We start from the raw sequence: 18,965 nt of genomic DNA, 5'->3' as shown, positions 1-18,965 counted from the left end.
TGAGGCCGGGGAGGATGGTGCAGTCGCGTCAGGACAGGTGATGCACCTCTTGCAGCCCGTAGACCGGGGTCTCGATCCCCTCCATCCGGGCCTTGAGCTGAAGCGCCAGATACAGCGAATAGTGTCGCGACTGGTGCAGGTTGCCGCCGTGAAACCAAAGCTGCTCCTGCTGCGTCGGCTTCCACATGTTGCGCTGCTCGCCCTCCCACGGGCCGGGGTCTTTCGTGGTGTCGGAGCCAAGTCCCCAGACCTTGCCGACCTTGTCGGCGACCTGCTGGCTGATCAGATCGGCCGCCCAGCCGTTCATCGAGCCATAGCCCGTCGCCAGCACCACCAGATCGGCCGGCAGCCGTGTGCCATCGGTCAGCACAACGGCGTCTTCCTCGAAATGATCAATGCCGCCCTTCGCCAGCTTCACCTCGCCGTCGATGATCAGCTGGCTCGCGCCCACGTCGATGTAATAGCCCGAGCCGCGGCGCAGGTATTTCATGAACAGGCCCGAACCATCATCGCCCCAGTCCAGATCGAAACCCGCCTTTTCCAGCCCGGCGTAGAAGGCCGCGTCGCGTTCACGCATCTGGTCGTAAAGCGGGATCTGGAATTCGTGCATGATTTTGTAAGGCAGCGAGGCGAAGATCATGTCCGCCTTTTCGGTCGTCATGCCATTGGCCACCGCCTGTTCGGAATAAAGCGCGCCAAGACCGATCTCCATCAGGCTGTCCGAGCGCACGATATGCGTGGACGAACGCTGCACCATCGTCACATCGGCATCGCCCTCCCATAGCGCGGCGCAGATGTCATGGGCCGAATTGTTGGAGCCGATGACCACGGCCTTCCTGCCTGCCCAGGCATCCGGCCCCTCATGCTGGGACGAATGCTGGATCGTGCCCCTGAACGTCTCCATGCCGGGGAAACGCGGCATGTTCGGTTTGCCAGACATGCCGGTCGCCAGCACCAGATGTGTGGGTTCCAGCGTAACCGCCTCGCCGTCGCGGTTGACCTCGACCCGCCACTTTCCGGTGGCCGGATCATGGCTGGCGCGCGTCACTTCAGAGCGCGTCCAGTAATTGATCTCCATGACCTTGGTATACATCTCCAGCCAGTCGCCGACCTTGTCCTTGGGGGTGAAGACCGGCCAGTTGTCGGGAAACTTGATGTAGGGCAGGTGGTCGTACCAGATCGGGTCATGCAGGCAGAGCGACTTGTAGCGGCTGCGCCACTGGTCGCCGGGCCGGTCATGCTTGTCCAGCACGATGGCGGGCACGCCAAGCTGGCGCAGCCGCGCACCAAGCGCGATGCCGCCCTGACCGCCGCCGATGATCACGACATAGGGCTGGGTGGTGTAGCCCAGGCTTGCCTCCTCCGCCTCGCGGCGTTCCTTCCAGGAACTGCGGTTCTTCTGCGCGCCGTGTTCGGCCCCCATCGGACGACGGGTGCCGCGGGGTTCCTCGAAGCCCTTCAACTCCTGAAGTGCGGTCAGCAGGGTCCAGATCCGGCCATCGCGCAACCGCATCAGGCCCCAGCCGCGCCCGGCCTTCGTCTCGAAGGTGATCCATGCCGTGATCACACCGCCCTCCTCGGCGGGGGTCTCTCCGGTCTGGATCTGGAAGTTGCCGGGCCGGGTGCGGGCAAGCTGGCTGTGCAGCAGGTCCGCCACCCCCGCAGGCCCCTCGACCGTCTTGAGGTTCCAGCTTACCGCAACCAGGTCGCGCCAGTAGCTATCGGTCGCAAACAGCGCCGCCGCGCGCTCGGCATCGCCGCCCTCCAGTGCGGCGTTGAGGCTGTCCAGCATCTCCTGTGTTTGGCTGACCACTGTCATATCAAGCATCGCGTCTCCTCCTCTGCGCGTGTCTCGCGAGGAAGTATCGGGCGATGAATCGGGCGCGATCCACTTTTGCGAGGGCTGATGCCGGGGAAAAGTGGTCGCTGCGGCGCGGCATGTTGCGCGTGCAACGCCCACGCAACAGATCACGCGGGCGGCTGCAACCCGGCGGCGCGTATCCGGCGCAGGATGGTCGAACGGTTGACCCCGAACCGTCGGGCGGCGCGCGCCATGTTCCAGTCGCAGGCGACCAGAACCTGCTCCAGCGCCGCCCACGGATCGGCTGAGCCTGCGGCGGGCGGTTCGGGTGAAGGCGCAGCCTCGACCGGGCCGGGCAGATCGTGCAGGTCGATGACCGGCCCGATGCAAAGCGCCGCCGCGACATCGAGCACCTGTTCGAGTTCGCGGATATTGCCGGGCCAGCGCCGTCCCATCAGATCGGCACGGGCGGAAGGCGACAGACGGATCGTGTCGGCCGCGTGGCGGCGCAGGTGGCGCGACATCAGCCAGTCGATATCCCGCCGCATCCGCAAAGGCGGCACTTCCAGCACAAAGCCCGCCAGCCGGTGAAACAGCGGGCACGGCAGGCCGATCCGGGCCGGATCAAGACAGGTCGTGGACAGCGGGCGCAGGTTGGGCCTGCGATCCAGCAGCCCGCTCAGCGCGACGGCGGTTTCCGGGGCGAGATCCTCGATCCGGCGCAGGAGAAGCGTGGTGGGGCCAACGGCTTCCAGACAGGCATCGGCCAGAGCCTCCGGCGTCAGCCCGGCGCATTCGAGGCTGATGAACCCCTGCGCCTTGCCCGTCATGTGGATCGCCCGTGCAAGCTTGGTCTTGCCGGTGCCGGTTTCACCCGTGATCAGCAGCGGCACGGTGCCGGGGGCCAGCCGCTCGGCCTGATCCAGCAGACGCGACATACCGGCGTCCCCGCCGGTCAGCCCGGCCAGCGCCCCGCCGGTGCGCATCCGCTGATGCGGCTGGCGCGGCGCTTTGGGGGCGATGGCATGCCCGAACAATGCTCCGCCGTCGCGCGTTTCGATCACGCGCTCTTCGGTCGGGCGGTCGCGCATCAGATCGGGCAGGTCGTCGACGCTCATGTTCAGAACTTCGTCGATCCGGTGCCCGAGGATCGTTCCACCCTCGGGAAACAGCCGGCGCGCGGCGCGCGTGTAGCCCAGTACACGCCCGGAGCCATCCAGCCGCACCGCCGCCTCGGGATCGACGTCCAGAAATTCCGGGCTGGACGAAAGCCGCAGCACCCAGTCGCGCGGGCTTTCGGCCATCAGGTTCGCCATTTCGACCCGCCGCGCCGCCGTGGTCACAAGGCTCATCGCAAGGTTCTGGCTGGTCTTGGGCGCAGGAGATCGCAGCAGCGAGATATCCAGCACCGCCGCAAGCTGACCAAGGCTGTCGAAGATCGGCGCCGCCGTGCAGGACAGGGCGGTATGCGCATTGCCGAAATGGTCATCCTGATGCACCGTCACCGGCTCCTGCAGGACGATGCAGGCACCGACCCCGCAGGTTCCGGCCAGGTTCTCCGACCAGTTCGACCCGAGATAAAGGCCCGAGCGGCGCAGATCCTCGGTGAAAAGATCGTCGCCGAAAAAGTCGACGCAGACGCCCTTGGCATCGGTCAGCAGCAGCACATAGTTCTGTCCCGCAACCTGCCGGAACAACGACTGCAACCCTGATCTTGCCGTGGCGATCAGCCATTCGGCCTGCTTGCGGTGATCACGCAGTTCTGCCTCGGTCACGATATGGGCGGGGTCAGAGCGGGTCGGGTCCATGCCGTAAAGCTCGACGCAGCGCCGCCAGGAGGCAGAGACAAAGCTGTCCCGCCCGGTCTGGCTGCCGTCCAGCACCCGCCCGATCTCCTCGACATGCCGCAGGTCTTTCATGGCGCATCGCCTCCCGTGGGGACTGTAGCACAGACCGCCGCCATCGGAGATGGAACATTGGTCGGAGACAGCGGGCATCCGCCAGCGGCCCTCTCAACCCTGCCGGCAATCGCGCGAGTGCGCGCGCATTGCTTCTGGACGAGGCTGATCGATGCGGGATATGTTTCAATGAACATATCGAATCCACAGGTGGCAACATGAAGCTGAGCGCGAGGAACATGCTTTCCGGGACGGTGGTGGATATCACCACAGGCGCTGTCACCAGCCATGTCAGGATCGACATTGGCGGCAGCGTGCTGACCGCCTCGATCACCAACAGCGCGGTGCAGGATCTGGGTCTGATGGTGGGCGGCCAGGCCATTGCCGTCATCAAGGCCAGCGATGTCATGGTCGGAACCGTTGAATGATGCCGCAGGCTCCGCTTGTCTGGAACGGCCTGCGCCCCGGCGAGATTGTGACCGAATCGCAGATGGCTCAGGACGCGACAGTTCAGTTCATCGGCACGATCCACACCCCCTGGGCCGACCCGCATGCCTGCCCGAAATGGGGCGACGAGGTCGATGGCCCCGTCTGTTGGATCAACCTGCACCCCCGCTGGCAGCCCGCGCTGAAGGGTATTCTCGCGAAAGACCGGCTTCAGTTGCTGTACTGGCTGCATCTGGCGCGGCGGGACCTGTTGCAGCAAAGCCCGAGGTCGGATGGAGAAACCCTTGGCACCTTCGCCATAAGATCCCCGCTTCGCCCCAATCCGATCGCCTCGAGCCATGTCCGGGTCATTGCGATTGAAGGGCCTCTGCTTTCGGTGCGGGGACTTGATTGCGTCAATGGCACGCCCCTGCTCGACATCAAGCCGGAAGGCGCTGCCCTGAAAGGAGACCTGTCATGTCCCTGCGCATAGCCAAGAGCCTGTCAGAGCCGGGGGACACCCGCCGCCCCGTCCGGGTCAGGATGCTGGCCGTTCTGGTTGCAGCGGTCCTGCTGGTCTTCGCCGGCGCTTTCACGGCTTCGGCGCGTGAAATCCTTGACGCGACGGGTCGCAAGGTCACCGTGCCGGATCAGCCGATGCGCGTTTTCGCGGCAGGCCCCCCTGCGTCGGTGCTGCTTTACGCCCTGAAGCCGGAGGCGATGATCGGCTGGGTGCGCGCGCCGCGCGACCGGGATCTGCCCTATCTTCAGACCGCGACCCACGCGCTGCCCGAACTCGGGCGGTTATCCGGCAAGGGCGGAACGCTGAACCTTGAGGTGCTGCTGGCGGCGAAACCGGATCTTATCGTCGATTTCGGAACCGTCAACGAAACCTATCTGACGCTGGCCACCAAGGTGCAGGAACAGACGGGTGTGCCCTATGTGCTGATTGACGGGTCATTTGCCAATAGGCCGGCGGCGATCCGCCAGATGGCCGAAATCCTTGGCGTGCCCGAACGGGGCGAGGCGCTGGCAAGCTATGCCGAGGCGACCTTTGCCATGGTGACGCGGGTGCTTGAGGCCGTGCCGCCCGAGGACCGGCCGACTGTCTATCTGGCGCGCGGGCCGGAGGGACTTGAAAGCGCCGCCAGAGGCGCGATCAACGCGGAAATCATCGACTGGGCAGGTGGGCTCAATGTGGTGGGCGGCCCCGACCGCGGATTGGTGACAACCTCGGTCGAGCAGATTCTGGCCTGGGCGCCCGCCACTGTCGTGACCATTGACCGCGACTTTGCGAGGGATGTGGCCACCCTGCCGGGCTGGAGCGATGTTCCGGCCGTGCGGGACGCGCGGGTTCTGCTGGCCCCCGCCGAACCCTTCGGCTTCATCGACAGTCCGCCCTCGGTGAACCGGCTGATCGGCCTGCACTGGTTGATGCACAGCTTCTACCCAGAGGTCGCGGAAGGTGATCTGGGGGCCGAGGTCGCCCGTTTCTACAAGCTGTTTTATCATGTGACTCTGGATGATGCGGCAGTGGCCGGACTTCTTGAAAACTAGGTCGCGACGGGGTGCGGTCCCGGTGGGGCGGCTGCCGCAGACCGGGGTTGCAGCAGCGGTTTTACTGCTGTGCCTTGCGCTGTCCCTGATGGTCGGCCCTTACGGTCTCTCCCTGCGGCAGATCGGCGGGCTGATGCTGGCGGCGCTTTCGGGGCGGCTGCCAGACGGACCCGAAGCCTCGGTTCTGTTCCAGATCCGTTTGCCGCGTGTGCTGGCTGCGGGGCTGGTTGGTGCCGCGCTGTCGGCGGCTGGGGCGGCCTATCAGGTGACTTTCCGCAATCCGCTGGTCTCGCCCGATATTCTGGGTGTTTCCGCCGGGGCGGGGTTTGGCGCGGTTCTGGGGATTCTTCTGGGCCTGCCGATCCTTGCCATCCAGGGGCTGAGCTTCACGGGCGGCATGGCCACCGTCGGGCTGGTGATGGCCCTGGCCGTGGCCTTCGGCAACCGGGGTGAGGCGCTGTCGCTGATCCTGACCGGCATCGCCATCGGGGCGCTGGCCGGGGCCGGAACCGCCATGGTGAAAACGCCGGCCGATCCCGATGACCAGCTTCCCGCCATGACGTTCTGGCTGCTGGGCGGCCTTGCGGGAACCCGGACTGCCGATGTGGCCTTCCTTCTGCCCGCCCTTCTGCTGGGGGCGGGGCCGCTGATCCTGATGCGCTGGCGCATCGGCCTGCTGGCGCTTGGCGAAGAGGAAGCCCGCGCCCTTGGCGTGGAAACCACGCGGCTGCGCCTTGTCGTGATTGTCTGTGCCACGTTGATGACGGCGGCAGCGGTTGCCACGGCGGGCACGATCGGCTGGGTCGGTCTGATGGTGCCCCATATGGCACGCCTGCTGGCAGGTGCGCGTTTTGACCGGGTCTTGCCGCTGGCAGCGCTGCTGGGCGCGGCCTTCATGGTGCTGATCGACACCGCTGCGCGCAGCCTTGCCGTGACCGAAGTGCCGCTTGGCGTGCTGACCGCCATTCTGGGGGCGCCGGTCTTTCTGACCCTGCTGGCGCGCGGAGGCCGGAGATGGAACTGATCCATGCCAGCGGGCTGGCCATCGCTGCCGGGCGGCGCGTGCTGGTGCGCGACATTTCCTTCACCCTGCACCCCGGTCAGGTTCTGGCCCTTCTCGGTCCGAACGGAACCGGCAAGAGCACGCTGTTCCGAACCCTTCTTGGCCTGACCCCGGCAGCGGCGGGAACGATCAGGCTGCAAGGTGCCTCCCTGCCCTTGCCGCGCCGGGCCATTGCGGCCCGGCTGGCCCTGGTCCCACAGGCCATGCAGGCGGCTTTTCCGTGGACTGTGCGCGATTTTGTCCTGATGGGGCGGACGATGCACCTCTCCGGCTTTGCCGCCCCCGGCAAGGCCGATCACGCGGCTGCCACTGCTGCGCTGGAGGAGATCGGCCTGCTGTCCCATGCCGAGCGGCTGGTGACGCGGCTTTCCGGCGGCGAGCGCCAGTTGGTCCTGATCGCGCGGGCGCTGGCGCAGAATGCACCGGCCCTGTTGATGGATGAACCCTCCTCCGCGCTGGATTTTGCCAATCGGGAACGGCTGGCCGATCTGATGGAGCGGCTGGCCCGCCGCAGGCTGGGTCTCATGTTCAGCACACATGACCCGGCGCAGGCGGCAAGGCTGGCGTCCGAGGTGCTGACCATCGACCGGAGCGGTACCGCGCGGCTGGGCCCTGTGGCAGATCAGCTTGCCCCCGCCCGTCTCGCCGCCCTTTACGAAATGCCTGAAGAGGCGGTGCGGCGCGGTCTGGGGAATCTGCTGCGCTGAATGCCTTATTCCGCAGCCTGAGGTCGGGCCAGTTGTGCCAGCATTGCCGCAATCTCGGGCCGACAGGCGCCGCAATTGGTGCCTGCCCCTGTCGCCTGCCCGATGGCCGCCAGATCGCAGGCTCCGTCGCGGAAGGCCGATTGCAGACGGTTGCGGCCGACACCTGTGCAGGCGCAAACCAGTGGCCCGTTATCGGCCCGGTCCGAGCCGCCTGCACAGGGGGCGAGGGTCGCGGCGCCGCGCGGCATGCCGATCCGTGCGATAGCGGCATCCCGCGCGATCATCACAGGGGAGGGGGCCGCGAACAACAGTGCCACCACGCGCCCCGACAGGATCAGCGCGATGGAAACCTGACCGCGCGCCGCATCTTCCGTTTGCATGACTTCTGCATCCGGCAGGTCAAACAGTGCGCGCGCAAAGGCTAAGGGATTATCCGGGGCTTCCAGTAAGGCGAGTTCGGCGGCAAGGCCGGTTTCGGTGACCCGCCGCGCCCAGTAGCCCCCGTCAGGCGCGATGCTTCCGGCGGCGCAGGCAAAAGCAAACCAGCGAGCAGGCCAGGGTCGCAGAGATACTGCCGCAGCTTTCGATTCGGGCTGACCTGACAGAGGGTCCGTCACGGCGCTGACCACGGCGTCTATCCGGCCTGTGGGCGCCGTCTCGCCGGTCCAGTGCATCGGGGCGAAAATCTGCCGGGGGCGCACGCGATCGGTGACCACCACGCGCAGCACCGCATTGCCGGAGACAGAGCGGACCTCGGCCAGTGACCAGGGCGACAGGCCCGAGCGCAGCGCGTCAGAGGGGTGAACCTCGACAAAGGGTTCGCCAAGATGCTGGTTGAGCCGGGGCGCCTGTCCGGTGCGCGTCATGGTATGCCACTGGTCGCGAATGCGTCCGGTGTTCAGCCGGAACGGATGCTCCGGGGTAAGCATCGCCTGCGGTGGGGTGCTTGTCACCGCAATCATGCTCGGCCTGCCGTCGGGGGTGAAATACCGGCTGTCGCCAAAGAACCGGCCCCCTTGCCGCAACGCAGTGCTGGGCCAGCGAAAGGGTTCCATTCTGTCATAGTCGGCATCACTGATCGCGGCCTTGCCCGAAATATCGAAATCGCGCCCCAGCGCCCCCGCAATTCCAGACAAAGCGGCATGTTCGCGGAAGATCGCGGCTGGGCCGGGCCAGTCGAACCCGTCAAAGCCCATACGCCGCGCCACCCCGGCGAGCATCCACCAGTCGGGGCGGGCGGCGCCGGGTGGCACCAGTACCGCACGCTGGCGGCTGATCGTGCGGTCGGAATTGGTGACGGTGCCCGATTTCTCGGCCCATGCGGCGGCGGGCAGCAGAACATGGGCCAGCCGCGCGGTATCTGTGGCGCCGGTCACGTCGCTGACAGCAACGAATTCGCAGGCTGCGATGGCTGCACGCACTGCATCGGCCTCGGGCAGGGTGACGGCGGGGTTGGTGTGGATGATCCACAGCGCCTTGACCCGCCCGTCACCCACGGCGCGGAACAGGTCCACCGCCTTCAGCCCTGGTCGTTCGGCCATGCGCGGGGCTCGCCAGAATTGTGCGACCGCCGCGCGATGGGCCGGGTTTTCCAGCGACAGGTGACAGGCCAGCTGGTTGGCCAGCCCGCCCACCTCGCGCCCGCCCATGGCATTGGGCTGGCCAGTCACGCTGAACGGTCCCATGCCGGGGCGGCCGATGCGCCCCGTCGCCAGATGGCAGTTCAGGATCGCATTCACCTTGTCGGTGCCCGAACTGGACTGGTTCACGCCCTGCGAAAACACCGTCACGACCTTTTCCGTGCGACACCACAGATCAAGAAACCGTGCAAGATCCGCAGGGCCAAGGCCGGTTTCGCCGCTGTCGGCGCGTGCGGATTGCACCGCCGCCTCCAGCCCGGTGGCATCGCTGGTCAGAAGCTCCCGGTCTGCCAGTGCGGCCAGCAGCCGGTTGAACAGCGCCACATCCGCGCCGGGGGCAATGGGCAGATGCAGGTCGGCCGCCCCTGCGGTGACGCTGCGGCGTGGGTCGATGACTACGATCTTCGTGCCCCGCGTGGCCCGTGCCGCCTCGATCCGCTGCCACAGGACTGGATGGCACCAGGCGAGGTTCGACCCGACAAGGACGATCAGATCCGCCTCCTCCAGATCGTCATAGATGCCGGGCACGGTATCGGCACCGAAGGCCCGGGCATGCCCCGCCACGGTCGAGGCCATGCAGAGCCGCGAGTTGGTATCGACATTGGCGCTGCCGATGAACCCCTTCATCAGCTTGTTGGCGACATAGTAATCCTCGGTCAGCATCTGTCCGGACAGATAAAGCGCCACCGACTCCGGCCCGTGTGCGGCAATGGTCTGGCGAAAGCGGGTGGCGATCAGGCTCAGCGCCTGATCCCAGTCTGCGGGTCTTCCGTGGATCTCGGGCGTGCTCAGGCGTCCGGAGCGCCCGACCGTCTCGCCAAGTGCGGTGCCCTTGGAACACAGCCGTCCGCGATTGGCCGGATGGTCCGGGTCGCCCCGCACGATCAGCCCGCTTTCACCCGCAGGGGCCAGCAGGACACCACAACCGACACCGCAATAGGGACAGGTCGAGCGGATCATGCGACGCGCTTTCCGGCCAGCCGATCCACGTCGATCAGTACGCGGCCCGCCATAACCTGCGCGGGATAGGTGGCTACCACCCCCTCATCCGCGCCCTGTGTCCGGCCGGTTTCCAGATCGAAGACCCAGGCATGCAGCGGGCAGGTGACGGCATGGCCGTGCACGATGCCATCGGACAGCGGCCCGCCCTTGTGGGGGCAGCGATCATCCAGCGCGAAAACTCGGTTGTCATGTGTGCGGAACACCGCGACACAGCCTTCGGGCGTGCGCAGGGTGCGGGCGCCCCGCAGCGGAATATCTTCCAGCGCGGCAATGTCGATCCAGCGCGTCATTCTGCGGCCTCCTGCATCAGCGTGGCAAGGGGGTGGAACCGCCGCGCCGCCTCGGGCGTGGCGCGTTCGGCCCAGGGGTCTTTCTGGCAGACGGATTGTGACAGGTCGAAGCGTTCGATCAGCCCGGCGCGGATTTCCGGGTCCAGCACCCGATCCTTTACCCAATCCAGACCGACCTTCTTCAGCCATTTGTAGGGCCGGTCCAGATAGCGGGCATTCTCGCGGTAAAGCTGGATGAAGGCGACGGAGAGGGCAATGGCCTCGTCCTCGGTGGCGACGGCGGCAAGACGCTCGGTTTCCTTCAGATCCATGCCCGCCGCGCCGCCGACACCGATCTGATAGCCGCTGTCAACGCAGATGATCCCCACATCCTTGCAGGTCGCTTCGGCGCAGTTGCGCGGGCAGCCCGACACCGCAAGCTTGACCTTGTGAGGCGTCCATGAACCCCAGAGCCGTTGTTCCAGCCTGATGCCCAGCCCCGTCGAATCCTGCGTGCCGAAGCGGCAGAATTCCGACCCCACACAGGTTTTCACCGTGCGCAGGCCCTTGGAATAGGCATGACCGGAAACCAGACCGGCGGCATTCAGATCGGCCCAGATCGCGGGCAGATCCTCTTTCCGCACACCCAGCAGGTCGATCCGCTGTCCGCCTGTGACCTTGACCATGGGCACGTCATATTTGTCAGCAGCATCGGCAATGGCGCGCAGCTCGGCGGCATTGGTGACACCGCCCCACATGCGCGGCACGACGCTGAAGCTGCCATCCTTCTGGATATTGGCATGCAGGCGTTCGTTGACGAAACGGCTCTGGCCGTCGTCGCGGTAGTCCAGCGGCCAGTCGGCCAGAAGGTAGAAGTTCAGCGCCGGGCGACAGGTGGCGCAGCCGCATGAGCTGTTCCAGCCCAGTTCCTGCATCACCGCGGGCATGGATTTCAAGGCATTGGCCTTGATCAGGCGGCGCACCTCGTCATGTGTGAGGCTGGTGCATCTGCACATCGGCTGCGCAGCGGGCCGGGAGAAGGCATCGCCCAGCGTCGCGGCCAGAACCTGTTCCACCAGCCCTGTGCATGTCCCGCAGGAGGCGCTGGCCTTGGTGCGGGCGCGCACCAGCCCCAGATCGGTTGCCCCCTCGCCGATCGCCCGGACGATCTGTCCCTTGCAGACGCCGTTGCAGCCACAGATCTCTGCCTCAGGCGGCAAGGCTGCAACGGCTGCAAGAGGGTCCGACTGGACACCCCCTTCAAACGCGGGGCCGAAGATCAGTGTCTCGCGCCGGGCCGAGATATCGGCGCCCTCCCTGATCTGCTGGAAGAACCAGTTGCCATCTGCCGTGTCGCCATACATCACCGCACCGATCAGCCGGTCATCCGCGATCACCAGCCGTTTGTAGATGCCGCGCGCCGGGTCGCGGAACACGATTTCCTCGCGCCCCGGCGCCTCGGCGAAATCGCCTGCGCTGAACAGGTCGCAGCCGGTGACCTTCAGCTTGGTGGCGGTCTGCACCGGGGCAAAGGCTGCCACACGGCCGTTCAGCACCCCGGCCAGCACCTTTGCCTGATCGTAAAGCGGGGCGACGAGACCGAAGAGCTGGCTGTCAAACTCGACGCATTCGCCAAGCGCGAAGATCGCAGGGTCCGATGTGGTCAGCTGTGCATCGACCACGATGCCGCGCCCGACCTCAAGCTGCGCGTCATTGGCAAGGCGCACCTCGGGGCGGATGCCGACCGCCATGCACACCAGATCGGCGCCGTAGACGGTGCCATCCTCCAGCAGCACGGCTTCAACCTGGTCGGTGCCGAGGATTGCCTTGGTCGCCCCCCGGCAATGGACACGGATGCCGCGCCGTTCCAGATCTTTTTGCAAAAGGTAACTGGCGGCGGGGTCAAGCTGACGCTCCATCAGGTGGCCCATCAGGTGAATCACCGTCACATCGGCACCGCGCGCGGCCATGCCCGCAGCGGCCTCCAGACCCAGAAGCCCGCCGCCGATCACCACGGCCCGCGCGCCGGGACGGCTGGCCGCGATCATGGCATTGGTATCCTCCAGATCGCGGTAGGTCACGACGCCCGGCAGATCCTTGCCCGGCACCGGAAGGATGAAGGGCGCCGAGCCGGTGGCAATGACCAGCCGGTCATAAGGCACCGGGCCGCCTGCGCCGTGAACCACCTTCGCCGCGCGGTCGATCCGGGTCACGCTTTCCCCGAAGCGGCAATCGATGCCATGCGCGGCATAGAAGGCGTCGTCATGGGTAACGATCTCGGCGTAAGTCTTTTCGCCCGACAGCACCGGGGACAGCATGAGGCGGTTGTAGTTGCCGCGCGGTTCGGCGTTGAACAGGGTGATGTGCCAGGCGTCCGGGGCGGTGTCGCGCAGATGCTCGATCAGCCGGCCAGAGGCCATTCCGGCACCGATGATGACAAGTCGCTGGGTCATGGGGTGTCCTCGCGGGTTCAGGCAGGTTGACCATCGGGAAGGCGGCGGATCGCGGACTGCATCCAGACGAGGCTGGCCAGCACGATCACGAACAGGGCGGCAAAGCAGCTTGACCAGTCGCCGGTCACATCGCGCAGCCAGCCGAACAGCAGCGGCAGGACGAAGCCGCCAAGCCCGCCGATCATGCCGACCATGCCGCCGACGGCCCCCACATTCTGCGGATAATAGACGGGGATGTGCTTGTAGACCGCCGCCTTGCCAAGCGCCATGAACAGGCCCAGAACGAAGACAATGGCGATGAAGCCCGCGGGTCCGATACCCAGCGGCAGCGCCAGCAGCAGGGTCGCCACAGCCGAGACGCCGAAGGTCCAGTACAGGATTGCCCGCGCGCCGTATTTGTCGGACAGCGCGCCGCCCCAGGCGCGGAACACCGAACCGGGCAGCGAATAGGCCGCGCCGATCATGCCTGCCGTCGCCACATCGAACTGGTAAACCCCGATCAGGTAGCGCGGCAGCCACAGTGCCAGCGCGACGAAGCCACCAAAGACGAAGAAGTAGTAAAGCGAGAAGCGCAGCACGCGGATGTCGGCCATGACGGCAAATTCTGCCTTCAGGCTGCGGGGAGTGGCGGTGGCCTGTTGCGGATCATCCTCGGACATGAGCCAGAACAGGAGCGCGGTCACGGCCAGCACGGCGGCATAGACCTGCGCCGCGCCTTGCCAACCCAAGGCGATCATCAGGAACGGCGCGCCGAACTTGGTCAGCGCGGCGCCGACATTCCCGACGCCGAAAATGCCAAGCGCCGTGCCCTGCCGTCCGGCGGGGTAGAACCGCGAGACATAGGCGACGCCCACCGCAAAGGTGCCGCCTGCCAGACCGACGCCAAGCGCCGCGACAAGGAATTGTGCATAGGTGGTCGCAAAGCTGAGCAGCAGGGTCGCCAGCGCGGCGGCCAGCATGGTCAGTGTAAAGACTGATCTGCCGCCGATACGGTCTGTCCAGATGCCAAGCACGACGCGCACCAGCGATCCGGTCAACACCGGCATGCCGACCAGCAGGCCGAACTGGGTGTCGGTGAGTTGAAGCAATTCACGGATTTGCAGGCCGATGATCGCAAAGATCGTCCAGACGGCAAAGCAAATGGTGAAGGCGAAGGTGGACAGGGTCAGCGCCCTGGTCGGGGAGGAAAGGGAAATCTGGGCCATGGGCTCGGGCTCCGGTTTCGTCAGAGAATGAGGAGGGGCGAGGCGGCGGCAACATGGCTGCCGCTGGGGCGGGCGCCCTTTCGGGCGAGCGGGCCGGGCCATCGGATCAGCAGGATGGCCGGATTGGTCATGTCGGCGGCTGCGGCGGCCATGCCGCGCAGCACAGTTGTCAGGATGCGCTCTGCCGCAGTTCCGGCCTGCTGAACGATTTCGACCGTGCAGGTTTCGGGGGCGCCGGTGGCCAGCAGTGCCGCCTCGACGGCGGTCAGGCGGTGCATCGCCATGTAAAGCGCCAGCGTGGTGCCGGGCCGGAAGCTGCCTGCCAGATCGGCGGTTTCGCCGGTGCGGCAGGTGGCAGTGGCGAGCACCAGCCGCTCGGTCTGGCCCCGCTCGGTCAGCGGGCGGGTCAGCGCGGCGGCGGCGGCGCTGGCCGCCGTGATGCCGGGCACGATCTCGACCGGCACGCCCGCAAGTCGGGCGGCCTCTATCTCTTCGCAGGCGTGGCCGAAGACCGAAGGATCGCCGGATTTCAGCCGCACGACCCGCAGTCCCGACAGGGCGGCCGCGATTACAACGCAATTGATGCGGGGCTGGGGCCAGTGGTTCGCACCGACCGCCTTGCCGACATCGACCTTGCGCGCCGGGGTCAGGGCCAGCACCTCGGGGCTGACCAGCCGGTCATGGAACACGACATCGGCCTCGCGTAGCCGGTTCAGCGCCCGCGTGGTCAGCAGATCGGCCGCGCCGGGCCCGGCGCCGACAAGGGCAATCCTGCCCAGCGGGTGCCCGTGGGGTGGGTCGGGGGGCAGCAGGCTCATGTCTTCACCGCAGTCGGGATCATGGGGTGTCCCTTTCTGGAAATGAAAAAGCCGCACGACAGCAGGGAACGGACCCTGCGGTCGAGCGGCTTTGCTCGGATGATGTTCGGGGGGTGTCTTGCGGGAACGCCATTGTTCCCGAAGTCTCCTTCACGCTGCGCCCCGCTGCCGGTCTGGTCAAGCGATCCGCCGGGTCAGCCGGTGAAGGCGCGGAAAATGCCTATAATATGTGCGGATCAGGCGGTGTCTGGATCAAAAACCGCACCGTCGAAGAACCTGTCTGGCAACAGAAGCACCCGTCCCGCGGCTGCCGGATGCAGGCCGGGCTCGCTGACCGCGCCTTCCAGCCGGGAGGAGGCGGCGGGCAGGTCTGCCCCTGCCGGTCTCAGATGGAGACGGTAAAGATCGCTGCGAAACACTGCCTGCGCGGCATGGCGGGCCTGCATGACATCCAGCCCGTGTCTGCGGGCCAGCCGTGCGCCGATCCATTCAGCCTGACTGCGCCAGGGAAAGGTCGCGCAGCCTTCGAAGAACTCCACACCGCTGTCCATCGCGCGCTCGATCAGGTCGGGCGGCAGGTCGAGATAGGGGCTGCGGGCCATAATCTCGGCGGCCGTGATCCGGTTCTTGCGCAGCCGCAGCCAGCGGCAGGCCCGCCAGACGGCCCGCATCAGACGGCCGGTCAGGTCAGGGTCGGCCTCGGCCCGGTCGCGCCGCATCGCCAGCACCTTGTCGGGCGGCGCCCGCCAGATCGCGGTGCCAGGAAGCAGAAGGCTTGCGATGCCCCGGTCTGCCGCCCCGGTTGCCCAGGGTTCGCCCACGATGAACAGATCCAGCTCGCCTGCCGCCATGGCGTCGGGCAACAGCGGCGGCGGTACGGTCTGCACCGTGATCTTCTCTCCCAGCCAGCGATACAGAAGCTCGGCATGGATCGAGAAGGGAAAGGGCACCCCGATCCGCAGCGGCATCGGCAGCGCAGAGCGAAGAGCCACCGGATCGGTGCGATCCGCCCCGCCCAGTTGCCGGACGATATGATCAGGAAAGGCGATCATCTCGCCCCCCAGCGATGTGACCATCAACGCATCCAGCGCCGCAGCCCCGCCGCCCAGCCCAAGCGCCTGAGCCACCGGAATGGGTGACAGCATCGAGGCCGCATCGACCTGACCAAAGGTCAGCAGATCCCGCAGCGCCGACCACGAGGGCGCGCGGCGCAAGGTCAGGTTCAGCCCCTCCTCCTCGGCGAAGGCCAGTTCACGCGCCACGATCAGCGGTGCGGCGTCGATCAGTGGCAGAAACCCGGCGGTGACGGACAGATGGCTCATTTCAGCAGGTCCGCTGCCGTGAGGATGGCTTGCGCGATTTCGGCGATCTTCTTCTTCTGGTCCATCGCAGTGCGGCGCAGCAGGGCATAGGCCTCGTCCTCGCCGATGCCGCGCGCCTTCATCAGAATGCCCTTGGCGCGGTCGACGATCTTGCGTTCTTCCAGCGCCGCGCGCGTGGCGGCCAGTTCGGCGCGAATCCGCTGGAACAGGTGAAAGCGTGCGATGGCGGCATCCAGCACCGGGCGCAGACGCTCGGCCCTGAGGCCGTTCACCACATAGGCCGAAAGCCCCGCCTCGATGGCCGCGCGCGTCAGATCGCGGTCAGAGCGGTCGACGAACATTGCCACCGGGCGTTCCATGGGCGAGGAGGCGAGGCTGAGTTCTTCCAGCGTATCGCGCGAGGGGTTGGCCACGTCGATCAGCACCAGATCAGGGGCGAGTTCGGCAATACGCCGGGCCAGCCCCTGCTCACTGTCGATCACCGTCACTTCACATTCTGCACGCAAGGCCTCGGTGATCAGCACGGCGCGTTCTGGGATTTTTTCGATCAGGACGATGGACAGGGGTTTCATCAGGCCGGTCAGTCAGCAGGACAGGGTGAGCCACAGGATGCGGCGCACCCCGCGACATGGCAATCCCGCAGCCCCCGGCGCTGCCGGCCGGCCCCCCGATCCGCCCGCCGTTTCAGCACCAGCGCCTCAAAGGTCATCATCACAGGGCAGTTTGAAACCCCGGCTCAGGCCGGGCGCCATGGCGTGGCGGTGGGCCCTGCGAGGCGCAGCAGATCTACCGCGCGGGCAGCGATCTGCGCACTGGCCTCTGCCAGCGAGGCCGGCCGGAGGTAGAAGGCCGGCACCGGCGGCAGGATCACCGCCCCCATTTCGGTGGCGGCGGTCATGTTGCGCAGATGCGCCAGCGTCAGCGGAGCCTCGCGCGCCAGCAGGACCAGCGGGCGGCGCTCTTTCAGTTGCACACCCGCCGCGCGGGTCAGCAGCGTGTCGTCCAGCCCCTGCGCGATCGCGGCAAGGCTGCGCATCGAACAGGGGGCGACGATCATCCCCGCCACGGGATACGACCCCGAGGCGATGCTGGCGCCAAGGTCGCGGATCTCATGGCAGCGGTTGGCAAGGGCGCAAAGCTCCGCCTCGGCGTCGGGCCCAAGTTCCTCGGCCAGTGTGCGGCGCGCCATGGGTGAGATGACCAGATCAACCCCGGCCCCAAGCCGGTGCAACAGCCGCGCGCAATCCCGCGCCAGCATGGCGCCTGAAGCTCCCGAAACCCCCAGAACCACCCGCGCGCTCATCGAAGAACTTCTGCCAGAAGCGTGGCGGCGCGGGCTTCATGGGCCGGGTCCAGCGCCATTATGCGGCCCCAGTCGCGCGTGGTCTCCGTCCCGGTCTTGGTGGTTGCATCCAGCCCTATCTTGCCTGCAAGGGCCTCTGTCGGGCTGGCGAAATCCAGATAGTCCATCGGCGTGCCGGTCACCTGCATAATATCGCGACCGGGATCCATCCGGGTCGAGATCGCCCAGAGCACATCGTCCCAGTTGCGGGCGTCGATGTCCTCGTCCACCACGACGATCATCTTGGTATAGCTGAACTGCGGCAACATGCCCCAAAGCGCCATCATCACGCGGCGCGCCTGACCGGGATAGCTTTTGGCGATCCTGACCACGGCGATCCGGTAGGAACAGGCGGCGGGCGGCAACCAGAGGTCCAGCACCTCGGGGATTTGTGCGCGGATCACCGGCAGCGTCAGATCATTGAACACCTCGCCAATGACGGAGGGTTCGTCGGGCGGGCGCCCGGTGATGGTGGACAGATACAGCGGATCATCCCGGCAGGTGATGGCGCTGACCCGCATGACGGGGAAAGGCTCGGCTGCATTGTAATAGCCGCTATGGTCGCCGAACGGGCCTTCGGGCGCAGTTTCGTCGGGGTGAACCCAGCCCTCGATCACGATTTCGGCGCGTGCGGGTACCATCAACGGCACGCTGACGGCAGCCGCTACCTCGGCTCGCGCTCCGCGCAACACGCCGGAAAAGGTGAGCTCCGACACCGTTTCGGGCAGCGGCAGCGCGGCTGACAGCAACAACGCCGGATCGCAGCCGAGGGCGATGGCTACCGGCATCGGCGCGGACCGGGCAGCCCAGGCACGGTAATGCGCCGCGCCGCCACGATGGGCGAGCCAGCGCAGGATCAGCCGATCCGGCCCGATCACCTGCGCGCGGTAAACCCCGAGGTTCAAGGCATTCAGATCTCCGGGCGCGGCGCCGGGCGGGCGGGTGATGACCACCGGCCAGGTGATCAGCGGCCCTGCATCTTCTGGCCATGGCACCTGTACGGGCAGCGCAGAAAGATCGGCCAGCCGCGCTGCCTGCACCGGAGGGCGGGTCAGAACTTTCGCACGCGCAGACAGCGCCGCGCGCATCATCGGCCAGCGTGACAATGCGTCCCGCAGACCGGCAACCGGGGCCGGCGCGCGCAGGGCGGCCAGAAATGCGCCCAGGTCCGGCACCCGGTCAGGCGTGATCCCCAGCCCGGCCGCGACGCGCGCCCGGGTGCCGAACAGATTGCCGATGACCGGCAGCGCAGCAGCCCGGCCGTGCACCATGGCCGCGTCAAAGCGCAGGGCGGGCCCTCCGGCCCGAAGGGCCGCCAGCATCATGGCTGTCATCTCGTGTCTTGTGTCCACCGGCGCGGCGACTTTCGCCAGACCGCCCGTCCGCGCCAGATGGTCGAGGAAGGCGCGCAGATCGGGAAAGACAGGCAGGTCACGCATCACGGGGGTCCGGTTCTCTTTTG

General features: G+C 66.7%; 16 protein-coding genes. 5 read left to right on the top strand and 11 right to left on the bottom strand.

Annotation, left to right across the window (positions count from 1 at the left end; translation table 11 throughout):
• Positions 1 to 28: 28 nt before the first annotated feature.
• The gene (locus C8N34_RS15955; protein WP_108129612.1) at positions 29 to 1,828 is read right to left on the bottom strand and encodes an NAD(P)/FAD-dependent oxidoreductase; all 1,800 of its coding nucleotides are present in this window, start codon (positions 1,826 to 1,828) and stop codon (positions 29 to 31) included.
• A gap of 140 nt (positions 1,829 to 1,968) precedes the next feature.
• Positions 1,969 to 3,720 (bottom strand): sigma-54-dependent Fis family transcriptional regulator, encoded by a 1,752-nt coding sequence (locus C8N34_RS15950; protein WP_108129611.1) that lies wholly within the window; start codon positions 3,718 to 3,720, stop codon positions 1,969 to 1,971.
• 197 nt (positions 3,721 to 3,917) lie between these two features.
• Between C8N34_RS15950 and C8N34_RS15945 the strand changes: the two genes are divergently transcribed.
• Genes C8N34_RS15945 through C8N34_RS15925 form a run of 5 tightly spaced genes read left to right on the top strand, consistent with a single transcriptional unit; the run spans position 3,918 to position 7,452 of the window.
• Positions 3,918 to 4,127, top strand: a complete 210-nt coding sequence (locus tag C8N34_RS15945) for a TOBE domain-containing protein (protein WP_108129610.1) — start codon at positions 3,918 to 3,920, stop codon at positions 4,125 to 4,127.
• Entirely contained in the window at positions 4,124 to 4,618 is a 495-nt protein-coding gene (locus C8N34_RS15940) for an SAM-dependent methyltransferase (RefSeq protein WP_229825460.1), read from the top strand. Before C8N34_RS15945 ends, C8N34_RS15940 begins: the two co-directional genes overlap by 4 nt.
• Positions 4,603 to 5,682 (top strand): ABC transporter substrate-binding protein, encoded by a 1,080-nt coding sequence (locus tag C8N34_RS15935; protein ID WP_242013830.1) that lies wholly within the window; start codon positions 4,603 to 4,605, stop codon positions 5,680 to 5,682. The genes C8N34_RS15940 and C8N34_RS15935 overlap by 16 nt, the downstream gene beginning before the upstream one ends.
• A gap of 22 nt (positions 5,683 to 5,704) precedes the next feature.
• On the top strand, positions 5,705 to 6,706 hold the full coding sequence (locus C8N34_RS15930) for a FecCD family ABC transporter permease (protein WP_338419721.1): 1,002 nt from the start codon (positions 5,705 to 5,707) through the stop codon (positions 6,704 to 6,706).
• Positions 6,697 to 7,452: an ABC transporter ATP-binding protein gene (locus C8N34_RS15925; RefSeq protein WP_108129609.1), complete on the top strand. Its 756-nt coding sequence runs from the start codon at positions 6,697 to 6,699 to the stop codon at positions 7,450 to 7,452. Before C8N34_RS15930 ends, C8N34_RS15925 begins: the two co-directional genes overlap by 10 nt.
• 5 nt (positions 7,453 to 7,457) lie before the next feature.
• Here C8N34_RS15925 and C8N34_RS15920 read toward each other — a convergent pair whose 3' ends face one another.
• The 9 genes from C8N34_RS15920 to C8N34_RS15880 form a co-directional block, all read right to left on the bottom strand.
• Complete coding sequence (locus C8N34_RS15920) at positions 7,458 to 10,052, bottom strand: nitrate reductase (RefSeq protein ID WP_108129608.1); 2,595 nt, start codon at positions 10,050 to 10,052, stop codon at positions 7,458 to 7,460.
• The gene (nirD, locus tag C8N34_RS15915) at positions 10,049 to 10,384 is read right to left on the bottom strand and encodes a nitrite reductase small subunit NirD (RefSeq protein ID WP_108129607.1); all 336 of its coding nucleotides are present in this window, start codon (positions 10,382 to 10,384) and stop codon (positions 10,049 to 10,051) included. The genes C8N34_RS15920 and nirD overlap by 4 nt, the downstream gene beginning before the upstream one ends.
• Entirely contained in the window at positions 10,381 to 12,816 is a 2,436-nt protein-coding gene (gene nirB / locus C8N34_RS15910) for a nitrite reductase large subunit NirB (protein WP_108129606.1), read from the bottom strand. Before nirB ends, nirD begins: the two co-directional genes overlap by 4 nt.
• Before the next feature lie 17 nt (positions 12,817 to 12,833).
• Positions 12,834 to 14,021 (bottom strand): MFS transporter, encoded by a 1,188-nt coding sequence (locus tag C8N34_RS15905; protein ID WP_108129605.1) that lies wholly within the window; start codon positions 14,019 to 14,021, stop codon positions 12,834 to 12,836.
• 20 nt (positions 14,022 to 14,041) lie between these two features.
• A complete protein-coding gene (gene cobA, locus C8N34_RS15900) occupies positions 14,042 to 14,839 on the bottom strand; it encodes a uroporphyrinogen-III C-methyltransferase (protein ID WP_108129604.1) in 798 nt (265 codons plus the stop codon).
• A 236-nt stretch (positions 14,840 to 15,075) separates the two neighbouring features.
• Positions 15,076 to 16,161 (bottom strand): ABC transporter substrate-binding protein, encoded by a 1,086-nt coding sequence (locus C8N34_RS15895; RefSeq protein WP_108129603.1) that lies wholly within the window; start codon positions 16,159 to 16,161, stop codon positions 15,076 to 15,078.
• Positions 16,158 to 16,736, bottom strand: coding sequence for an ANTAR domain-containing response regulator (locus C8N34_RS15890; protein WP_108129602.1), 579 nt, complete (start codon positions 16,734 to 16,736; stop codon positions 16,158 to 16,160). The genes C8N34_RS15895 and C8N34_RS15890 overlap by 4 nt, the downstream gene beginning before the upstream one ends.
• A 161-nt stretch (positions 16,737 to 16,897) precedes the next feature.
• Positions 16,898 to 17,464 (bottom strand): UbiX family flavin prenyltransferase, encoded by a 567-nt coding sequence (locus tag C8N34_RS15885; RefSeq protein ID WP_108129601.1) that lies wholly within the window; start codon positions 17,462 to 17,464, stop codon positions 16,898 to 16,900.
• Positions 17,461 to 18,942, bottom strand: a complete 1,482-nt coding sequence (locus C8N34_RS15880) for a UbiD family decarboxylase (RefSeq protein ID WP_108129653.1) — start codon at positions 18,940 to 18,942, stop codon at positions 17,461 to 17,463. Before C8N34_RS15880 ends, C8N34_RS15885 begins: the two co-directional genes overlap by 4 nt.
• Positions 18,943 to 18,965: the final 23 nt, after the last annotated feature.

The organism is Gemmobacter caeni (assembly GCF_003054195.1).
GTDB lineage: Bacteria > Pseudomonadota > Alphaproteobacteria > Rhodobacterales > Rhodobacteraceae > Gemmobacter > Gemmobacter caeni.
The sequence above is the reverse complement of the archived record's forward strand: the minus strand, read 5'-3'. Positions and strand labels throughout refer to the sequence as shown.